This is a genomic window from Achromobacter sp., from assembly GCF_032113835.1.
Taxonomy (GTDB): domain Bacteria; phylum Pseudomonadota; class Gammaproteobacteria; order Burkholderiales; family Burkholderiaceae_B; genus Achromobacter.
In genome coordinates, this window is sequence record NZ_DAMCTG010000100.1 from 9,000 (window position 1) to 18,484 (window position 9,485).

Here is a 9,485-nt window from a genome sequence, read left to right on the forward strand (position 1 = left end):
GCGCCGGCCTCGATCATGGCCTTCATCAGTTCATAGGCGTTGAGCACGCCGCCGAAACCGGCCTCGGCGTCCGCCACGATGGGCGCGAAGAAATCGATGTAGCCTTCGTCGCCGGGGTTCTTGCCTTCCATCCACTGGATCTGGTCGCAGCGCGTCAGCGAATTGTTGATGCGGCGGACCACTTGCGGCACGGAGTTGGCGGGGTAGAGCGACTGGTCGGGATACATTTCGCCGGCCAGGTTGGCGTCACCGGCGACCTGCCAGCCCGACAGGTAGATGGCCTTCAGGCCGGCCTTGACCTGCTGCATGGCCTGGTTGCCGGTCAGGGCGCCCAGCGAATTGACGAACGGCTCGCTGTGCAGGAGTTCCCAGAGGCGCGTGGCGCCGCGGTGGGCAAGCGTGTGTTCGACGCTGATCGAGCCACGCAGGCGGATGACGTCCTCGGCGCTGTAGTCGCGCTTGATGCCCTGCCAGCGGCTGTTTTCGGCCCAGTCTTTCTGGAGGTTGCGGATTTCGGTTTCGCGATTGCTCATGGTGATGCTCCTGGTCAGTGATAAGAGACTTCAAAAGATTCGCGTCTGGCTTTGCGTGAATCGATGGGAGAAAGTCTATGCCTGTGCTGCGGAGCAATGTGAAGCCAGGTCTTATACAAGACGAAAAATCTTAGCCATTTAAATCAATGAGTTATGAGCGACATTTTGTATAATGAAACGCCATTGTCGTTTGTGAAATGCCGCCCCGCTGCTACGCAGCACGAACTTTCACATGCCGAGAGTTACGTTTCACATTGCGGAAAATCGGCCGCTTTTTAAGCGCCTACAATGCCGCCATCCCCGTTTCATTTGTCTCTGCTATGACCCTGTCTCACGGCCCGCTTGGGCAGAGCGTGGCCTACGCCTCGCAATACGACCCCTCGCTGCTGTTTCCCATCGCGCGCTCGCACAATCGCGCAGCGCTCAACCTGACCGCCGGCAACCTGCCTTTCACGGGCGTGGACCTGTGGAACGCGTATGAGCTGTCCTGGCTGGATGCCAAGGGCAAGCCGCGGGTGGCAATGGCGACGTTTTCGGTGCCGGCCGACAGCCCCAACATCATCGAGTCCAAGTCGTTCAAGCTGTACCTGAATTCGTTCAACCAGACTCGCCTCGTCAATTCGGCGGCGCTGCGCGGCCGGCTGGAACGCGACCTGAGCGCGGCCGCGGGCGCGCCGGTCGGCCTGGACTTTTTCCTGCCGCAACGCTTTTCCGAGCTGCAGATGGGCGAGCTGGACGGCATCTATATAGACAAGCTGGATATCGAGATAGACACCTACGAGCCCGCGCCCGAACTGCTGCGCACCCGGGCGGGCGACGTGGTCGAGGAAACGCTGGCGTCGCGCCTGTTGAAGTCGAATTGCCCGGTGACGGGCCAGCCCGATTGGGCCACCGTGCAGATCCGCTACCGGGGCAAGCCGATCGACCGCGAATCCCTGCTGCGTTATGTGGTGTCGTTCCGCCAGCACGCGGAATTCCACGAGCACTGCGTGGAGCGGATTTTCAGCGACATCATGCAGGCCTGCGGGCCGGAGCAGTTGACGGTGTACGCGCGGTACACCCGTCGCGGCGGGCTGGACATCAATCCGTGGCGCAGCAACTTCGAAGCGGCGCCGCCCGCGGACGTGCGCACGGTTCGGCAGTAAGCAGACCAGCAGGAACGCCCCGGATATCGGCTCCGGATAAGCTGTGCCCATCAAAAACGGCCGCCCCCGAGGGGCGGCCGTGTTGTTTTGGCGCGTTTGTTCTACCGCTTTCGCTTCACGGTCTTTGCATCACTTCACGAACGGCTCAGGCCGCGGCGTGTCGTCTTCGGACGGGGGCAGGAACGGGTACTGGATGACCGGCTGGTCCCCCGTCAGCGTCTTCAGGAACGCAACGATCTGGCCGTTTTCCTCGGGCGTGAACGTGCGGCCCAGTTGCAGGCGCCCCATCACGTCGACGGCCTGCGTCAGCGTGGCCGCTTCGCCGTCATGGAAGTACGGGTAGGTCAGCGCTACGTTGCGCAGCGTCGGCACCTTGAAGTTGAAGCGGTCCGCGTCCTTGCCCGTGACCGCGGCGCGGCCTTCGGCCTTGTTCTCGGTGACATAGGGCGTGACGAGACCCATCTTCTGGAACGAGTTGCCGCCCACCGCCACGCCGTTGTGGCAGGCCACGCAGCCGCTGTTTTTGAAGAGCTCATAGCCCGCCAATTCGCGCACGGTCAGCGCCTTCTTGTCGCCCTTGAGCCATTGGTCGAAACGCGAATTCGGCGTGACCAGCGTTTCCTCGAACGCGGCCAGCGCGCTGGTGACCTCGCCGATGGTGATCGTGTCCTTGCCGAAGACCTGCTTGAATTCCGCGCGGTAACCCGGGATGGAGTTGAGCACCTGCACCGCCAGTTCGTGCGTGGAGGCCATTTCCATCGGGTTTTCGATCGGGCCGCCCGCCTGCTCGCGCAGGTCCTTGGCGCGGCCGTCCCAGAACTGGGCGATGTTCAAGCTGGAGTTGAGCACCGTTGGCGAGTTGATGCCGCCCTGCTGCCACTTGTGGCCAATGGAGGCCTTCAGGTTGTCCGAGCCGCCCATGGCGAGGTTGTGGCACGAATTACAGGAGATTGCGCCGGAGCGCGACAGACGGGGATCAAAGAAGAGCTTCTTGCCCAACTCGACCTTGGCCGGTTCCTTGATGACAGCCGGTTCGATGGGCTGGATGGGTTCTTGCGACGCGCTCCAGACCTGCCCTGCCCACAGACCGAGTGCCAGCCCCGCGGCCAGCAGCGTAGTTTTCTTTCTCATTTGCTTCTCCTGTGAATAACCAGTGCGACTACGTGGTTATTACAGCGACGAAGCCATGCCGCAACCTTGCGAGGCGTCAACCGGGGCGGAGCGCCGTCCTGGCTTGAAAGGGAACCTTGACGGCGCGCAACGTGGTGTTGGCTCCGTCCGGGACGGTCAAAAGGTCAGGGACGCGCGGGGGCCGCCGCAGCGGACGGTTCGGCGCGGCGCGCCTGCACCGCGATCCACTGCGCCAGGAAGGCTGCCACGGCGAACGCCACGCCGGCGCCCACCCACGGGCCCTGCCGCAGTCCGGCGTCCAGCAGCAGGCCGAAGGCGAGCGGGCCAAGCGCCGAGCCCACGTCCATACCCGAATACACCAGGCCGTAGACCGAGCCGGTCGAGCCCTTGGGCGTCACGCGGCGGATCAGCATGTCGCGCGACGGCGCGGCCACGCCCGAGCAGAAGCCCGCCAGCCCCACGACCGGCGCGGCCAGCACGGCCGGCACCAGCCCCAGCGCCAGCACGACCAGCGTCAGGCCGGCCAGGATGAGCGCGACCATGACGGTGCGTTCGGTGCGCGGATTGGCCGACACCAGGAAGCCGCCCGCAGCCATGCCGACGGCCGAGGCGACCATGTAGCCGGACAGCGCCGAACTGGCCGTGACCTTGGACAGGTCGTACAGCTGGCCCAGCAGCGGGATCGTGTAGTTCTGCACCGAGGACAGCGCGATGGACGTGCAGGCAAAGAAGAGGAATGCGCCCCAGAGCGCGGGCTTGGCCAGCAGCGCCGACAGCGTCGCCAGCACGCCCTCCTGGGGCTTGGCGGCGGACTTGGGCGCATTGCCCGCGTCCTTGGCGTCGCCGCCCGCGTCCACGGGGGACGGGCCGCCCAGCAGGTCGCGGCCCAGCACCGTGAGCAGCAGCACCAGCGCCACGAGGCCGGCGGCGCTGTAAGCCGCAACGCGCCAGTTGGCGAGCAGCGTGATGGTGGTGATGAACACGGGCGTCAGCGCCCAGCCGAGGTTGCCGGTCAGCCCGTGCGCCGAGAACGCGTGGCCCAGCCGCGGCGCGGTGATGCGGTGATTGATGATCGAATAGTCAGCCGGGTGGAAGACCGAATTGCCGATGCCGCCCACGACCGCCGCGGCCATCAGCATGAGGTAGCCCGTGGCCGAGCCGATCAGCACGCCCGACAGGACGAAGCAGGCGAGCCCGAACCACAGCACGGGACGCGCGCCGATGCGGTCCACGACGAAGCCCGACGACGCCTGGCCAATGCCGGACACCACGTAGAACGTGGACACCAGGAGGCCCAGCCGCGCGAAATCCAGTCCGAATTCCTGGCCCAGCGCGACGTACAGCGACGGCAGGACCAGCTGGAAGAAGTGGGACGAGGCATGCGCCACGCCGATGAGCAGGATGATTTTCCAGTCGCGCCGGCGTACGTCGGCGTCCGAGAGCAAGGGGGTGGCGGCGGTAGCGGTGTTCATTGCACAAGGCCGCGCGAGGGCGGCAGGTTGCGGGCCGCTTTGGGCGGATCGCGGGTTGTCTCCGGCGGCGCGCGGACTTGCGTCCGGGCGTCGAATTCATGGCGATTGCGGCGCGCGGGCCGTGCCGGTTCGAGCCGGCATATCGCTCTTGAAGTGACACGGCGGCCGTCTTGCGCGAGCCGGGCCGCCGTGCGGTATTGCAACTGCACCGGGCCGGCTGTTGCGCAGCCGGCCCGGGAAATCGGTGTTACATGGCCTTTTCGCGGATCGCGGGCCAGGCGCGCTGCAGGTAATACAGCATCGACCAGACCGTCAGCACCGCGGCCACGATGATCAGGATGTCGCCCAGCAGCTTGGTGTTGATGCCGTAGATCGACTGGTTGTACAGCAGGCACGGAATGGCGATCATCTGCGCGGCGGTCTTGAACTTGCCCAACCGGTGCACGGCCACGCTGGCGCTGGCGCCGATCTTGGCCATCCATTCGCGCAGCGCGGAAATCGTGATTTCGCGGCCGATGATGATGAGGGAGATGAAGGCATCGACACGGCTCAGGTCGAGCAGCACGATGAGGGCGGCGCAGACCATCAACTTGTCGGCGACGGGGTCCAGGAAGGCGCCAAATGCCGATGTCTGGTTCCAGCGCCGGGCAAGCCAGCCGTCAAACCAGTCGGTCAGCGCGGCAATGATGAAAGCCCATGCCGCCAGCGTGTCGCGCATGGGAACAGACATCCAGCTTTCGGGCAGATAGAACAGCCCGACTACCAGCGGGATCATGGCGATACGCAGCCACGTCAGAATTATGGGAACGTTAATTGGCATAGTGTCCGTATCCTAACAGAGGGAGCCTCCCCCCGAGAGGGAGCCCACCCCCGACGCGCCTTCGGCGCCTCCCCCTCAAGGGGGCGCCTCTGCGGACCGGCGGAGCCGGATCCGCGCGGCCCGGATTGCTCGTCGGGGCGGGTAGTTGAAATTTGGGGGCGGGTTGGTGAGATGGGCTTGAATTGGAGGGTTCGTTCTGGCACGTCGTCGAGCTTATCGGCGAGGCTGCACGTTCTGGCGTCTCGGTGGTCGGCGGCGAGGGTGACACAAATTCGTGACATCTGGGCGAGTCCGGGGCTTCAGCGCAGCGCCTCATAAATGCGGATTGCCAAGTCCTGCGAGATGCCGTCTACCGATGCCAGGTCCTCGATGCTGGCGCGGGCGACGCCGGAGAAGCCGCCGAAGCGGGCCAGGAGGCGTTGGCGGCGGCGGGCGCCTACGCCTTCTATTTCTTCCAGGCGCGAGACGTTGCGCGTCTTCGCGCGGCGGGCGCGCATGCCGGTGATGGCGAAGCGGTGGGCTTCGTCGCGCACCTGGGCGATCAGCATCAGGGCGGCGGATTCGCCGCCCAGGGCGACGGGCGGGCGGCCGTCGGCGAAGACCAGGGTTTCCAGGCCGACCTTGCGCCCTTCCCCCTTGGCCACGCCGACCAGGGTCTGGATATCCAGGCCCAGTTCCGCGAAGACCTTGCGCGCGACCTCGACCTGGCCCTTGCCGCCGTCGATAAGGACAAGGCCGGGCATCTGCGCGTCGCCGTCGGCGACCTTGGCGAAGCGGCGGGTCAGCACCTGGCGCATCGCGGCGTAGTCGTCGCCCGGCGTGATGCCGGCGATGTTGTAGCGGCGGTACAGCGAGGGCTGCATGTCGTGGTGTTCGAACACCACACAGGAGGCCTGGGTGGCTTCGCCGGCGGTGTGGCTGATGTCGAAGCATTCGATGCGCAGGGCGTCCAGCGCGGCTTCGTCGGTGTCCAGGTCCAGCGCTTCGGCCAGCGCCAGCGTGCGGGCGGCGCGGGCGCCGGATTCGGTCAGCGCGCGGGCGAGCGCCATTTCGGCGTTCTTGGATGCCTGTTCCAGCCAGGACCGGCGCGTGCCCTGCGGACGCGTCAGCACGCGAGATGGCCGGCCGCCGGATTGCTCGACCAGCAGCGCGATCAGCTCGGGATCGGGCAAGGTGTGCGAACAGACCAGGATCGGCGGCATCGCGTTGTCGGTGTAATGCTGGGCCACGAAGGCCTCCAGCACCTGCGGCGCGGCTTCGCCCTCGGCGTGCGACGGAAAGAACGGCTTGTCGCCCAGATGGCGGCCGCCGCGCACCATGGCCAGGTTCACGCAGACCTTGCCGCCGGCAATGGCCACCGCAATGATGTCGGTGTCCTCGCCGCTGACGTTTTCCATGGTCTGCTGATGCAGCACGCGCGCCAGCGAGCCCATCTGGTCGCGCAGCGCCGCGGCTTCCTCGAAGCGCAGCTCGGTGGAGGCCTGCAGCATGCGGGCTTCGATCTCGCCCATGACGTCCTTGGCCTCGCCGTTCAGAAAGCGCACGGCGCGATGCACGTCGCGCTCGTATTCGGCCGCCTCGATCGCGCCCACGCACGGCGCCGAGCAGCGCCCGATCTGATGCAGCAGACAGGGACGCGAGCGGTTGGCGAAGACGCTGTCTTCGCAGGTGCGCAGCCGGAAGACCTTCTGCAGGATCTGGATGGTTTCGCGCACCGCCCAGGCGTTGGGGAACGGGCCGAAGAATTGCCCGCGCTTGTTGGTGGCGCCGCGGTAGTACGCGATGCGCGGCCAGTCATGCCCGGTGATGTGCAGGTACGGATAGGACTTGTCGTCGCGGAACAGGATGTTGTAGCGCGGCTTCAGGCTCTTGATGAGGTTGTTTTCCAGGATCAGCGCTTCGGCTTCGGAGCGCGTCACCGTGACCTCAAGCCGCGCCACCTTCGCCACCATCTGGGCGATGCGCGGACTGGACAGCGTCTTCTGAAAATACGACGAGACGCGCTTCTTCAGGTCGCGCGCCTTGCCGACATACATGACCTCGCCCGCCGCATCCAGGTGCCGGTACACGCCCGGCAGATGCGGCAGGTCAGACAGGAACGATTTGAGATTGAAGTCGTCGGGCATTCTGGTAACGGCTTTCGGCTTGCAGGGTGTCCCAATCGGGCGCATCGAAACGCGGCATCAGGCGCCGGATGCGCGCCACGGACTCGGGCGCATGGTCGAATTCCAGGCGCGCCAGCAGGTCGTCGGCCAGGTCCGGGCGGTTGCACACCAGCACCATGTCGCAGCCAGCGCGCAGCGCGGCGTTGGCGCGGTCCAGGATGTCGCCAGCGACCGAGGCGCCTTCCATGGTGAGGTCGTCCGAGAACACGACGCCATCGTAGCCCAGGCGCTTGCGCAGGATGCCCTGCACCCAGCGCTTGGAAAAGCCGGCCGGATGCTTGTCCACCTTGGGGTAGATGACGTGCGCGGGCATGACGGACGGCAGCACGGCATCGCCCAGCCACGCATAGGGCGCGGCGTCGTCCTTCAGGATCTCGTCCAGCGTGCGCGGATCGACCGGGATCTCGTGGTGCGAGTCGGCGCCGACGTAACCGTGGCCGGGGAAATGCTTGCCGCAGGACGACATGCCGGCCAGCGCCAGGCCCTGCACCAGCGCGCGCGACAGCATCGTCACCACGCGGGGATCATGGTGGAAGGCGCGGTTGCCGATCACCTTGCTGACGCCGTAGTCCAGGTCCAGGACCGGGGTGAAGCTCATGTCCACGCCGCAGGCGCGCAGCTCGGCGGCCAGGACGTAACCGGCCTCGGTCGCCAGGCGCATCGCCTGCAGGGGATCGTTGTCCCACAGTTCGCCCAGCGCGCGCATCGGGGGCAAGGGCGTGAAGCCGTCCTCGCGGAAGCGCTGCACGCGGCCGCCTTCGTGATCCACCAGGATCAGCAGCGGCTCCTTGCGCGCCCTGTGGATCTGGCGCGTCAGCGCGGTGAGCTGGGCGCGGTTCTCGAAATTGCGGGCAAAAAGAATGACGCCGCCCACCAGGGGGTGGCGCAGGCGCTTCTTTTCCGCCTTCGTGAGCGTGTATCCCGCCACATCGACCATCACGGGGCCGGGGGGCAGGACCGCCTTGGATTTTTTCTTGGCCATGGAGGCTGTCCTTGTAGCTATTGCGGCAAGCCGGCGGGGATGGCCCCGATCTCAGGGCTTGCGCTCGACCACCACATACGCGGCGGCCATGTCGGATTCATCGGTAATGGAAACGTGGGCCGCGCCGAACCGGAGAGCGTACCAGTCCAGCAGTTCGGGCGCGATCACCAGCACCGGGCGGCCGCCCGGCGCGTTCAGCGTCTGCACGCGCCGCCACGTCATCGGCATGCGCATGCCCAGCCCGATCGCCTTGGAAAACGCTTCCTTGGCGGCAAAGCGCGTCGCCAGAAAGCGCACCCCGCGCACCGGGTCGCGGGCGCGGCGGGCGTGGAATTTCAGGAGTTCCTCGGGGCCGAGGATCTTTTCGGCGAACCGGTCGCCGTGGCGGGCGAGCGCGCGTTCGATGCGGTCGATACGCAGCAGGTCCATGCCGATGCCGGCAATGGCGCCGGCGGGCGTGGCGGAAGTGGAGTCGGACATCGGCATCGCCTGGCTAGCGGTCAAAACGCGTCATCGGCCCGCGTTCACAGCCCGCGCAGCGCATGCAGGCGGGCCTGCACCATCAGCGCCTTCATGTCGCGCACGGCCTTTTCCCAACCGTCGAAGATGGCCTGCGCGACGATGGCGTGGCCGATGTTGAGTTCGGAAATGCCGTCCAGCGCGGCCACCGGCTTGACGTTGCCATAGTGCAGGCCATGGCCGGCGTTCACACGCAGCCCGTGGCGCAACCCTTCGGCCACGGCCAGACGGATGCGTTGCAATTCGGCCTCGGCGGCTTCACCCTCGGCTTCGGCATAGGCGCCGGTATGCAGCTCGATGACGGGTGCGCCGGCCTTGGCGGCAGCGGCGATCTGGACCGGGTCCGGATCGATGAACAGCGACACGCGGACGCCGGCTTCGGCCAGGAGCGCCACGGCGTCGGACACGGGGCCAAAGGCGCCGGCCACTTCCAGCCCACCCTCGGTCGTGAGCTCGGTGCGCTTTTCGGGCACCAGGCAGACGTCGCTGGGCTTGACCGCGCAGGCGATCTCCAGCATTTCCGGCGTGACCGCGCATTCCAGATTCATGCGGGTGCGCAGTTGCGGGCGGATCGCGTAGACGTCGGCATCCTGGATGTGGCGCCGGTCTTCGCGCAGATGCAGCGTGATCAGGTCGGCGCCGGCATCTTCGGCGCGCAGCGCCGCGGCGATCGGGTCGGGATACGCCGTGTGGCGCTGCTGCCGCAGCGTGGCGACGT

At 66.4% G+C, this 9,485-nt stretch carries 8 protein-coding genes and 1 pseudogene; 1 reads left to right on the plus strand and 8 read right to left on the minus strand.

The features are described 5' to 3' along the window. Positions 1-533 (minus strand): annotated as a pseudogene (locus RT697_RS23715) (isocitrate lyase); the annotation flags it as partial. 320 nt (positions 534-853) lie between these two features. Here RT697_RS23715 and queF point away from each other — a divergent pair. Further along, positions 854-1,678, plus strand: a complete 825-nt coding sequence (queF, locus tag RT697_RS23720; RefSeq protein ID WP_175123618.1) for an NADPH-dependent 7-cyano-7-deazaguanine reductase QueF — start codon at positions 854-856, stop codon at positions 1,676-1,678. A gap of 129 nt (positions 1,679-1,807) precedes the next feature. Here queF and RT697_RS23725 read toward each other — a convergent pair whose 3' ends face one another. The 7 genes from RT697_RS23725 to pdxJ all read right to left on the minus strand — a co-directional run. Further along, positions 1,808-2,809 (minus strand): cytochrome-c peroxidase, encoded by a 1,002-nt coding sequence (locus tag RT697_RS23725; RefSeq protein WP_313702157.1) that lies wholly within the window; start codon positions 2,807-2,809, stop codon positions 1,808-1,810. Between the two features lie 164 nt (positions 2,810-2,973). Further along, entirely contained in the window at positions 2,974-4,281 is a 1,308-nt protein-coding gene (locus RT697_RS23730) for an MFS transporter (RefSeq protein ID WP_313702158.1), read from the minus strand. Positions 4,282-4,528: 247 nt separating this feature from the next. Continuing rightward, positions 4,529-5,101: a CDP-diacylglycerol--glycerol-3-phosphate 3-phosphatidyltransferase gene (pgsA, locus tag RT697_RS23735; protein WP_175123621.1), complete on the minus strand. Its 573-nt coding sequence runs from the start codon at positions 5,099-5,101 to the stop codon at positions 4,529-4,531. A gap of 299 nt (positions 5,102-5,400) precedes the next feature. After that, the gene (gene uvrC / locus RT697_RS23740; RefSeq protein ID WP_312436934.1) at positions 5,401-7,227 is read right to left on the minus strand and encodes an excinuclease ABC subunit UvrC; all 1,827 of its coding nucleotides are present in this window, start codon (positions 7,225-7,227) and stop codon (positions 5,401-5,403) included. Further along, complete coding sequence (gene nagZ, locus RT697_RS23745) at positions 7,190-8,248, minus strand: beta-N-acetylhexosaminidase (RefSeq protein ID WP_313702159.1); 1,059 nt, start codon at positions 8,246-8,248, stop codon at positions 7,190-7,192. Before nagZ ends, uvrC begins: the two co-directional genes overlap by 38 nt. Positions 8,249-8,299: 51 nt before the next feature. Further along, complete coding sequence (gene acpS / locus RT697_RS23750) at positions 8,300-8,734, minus strand: holo-ACP synthase (RefSeq protein WP_409517483.1); 435 nt, start codon at positions 8,732-8,734, stop codon at positions 8,300-8,302. A 38-nt stretch (positions 8,735-8,772) separates the two neighbouring features. After that, positions 8,773-9,485: pyridoxine 5'-phosphate synthase (gene pdxJ / locus RT697_RS23755; RefSeq protein ID WP_313702161.1), on the minus strand; the 713-nt coding region annotated here is incomplete at its 5' end.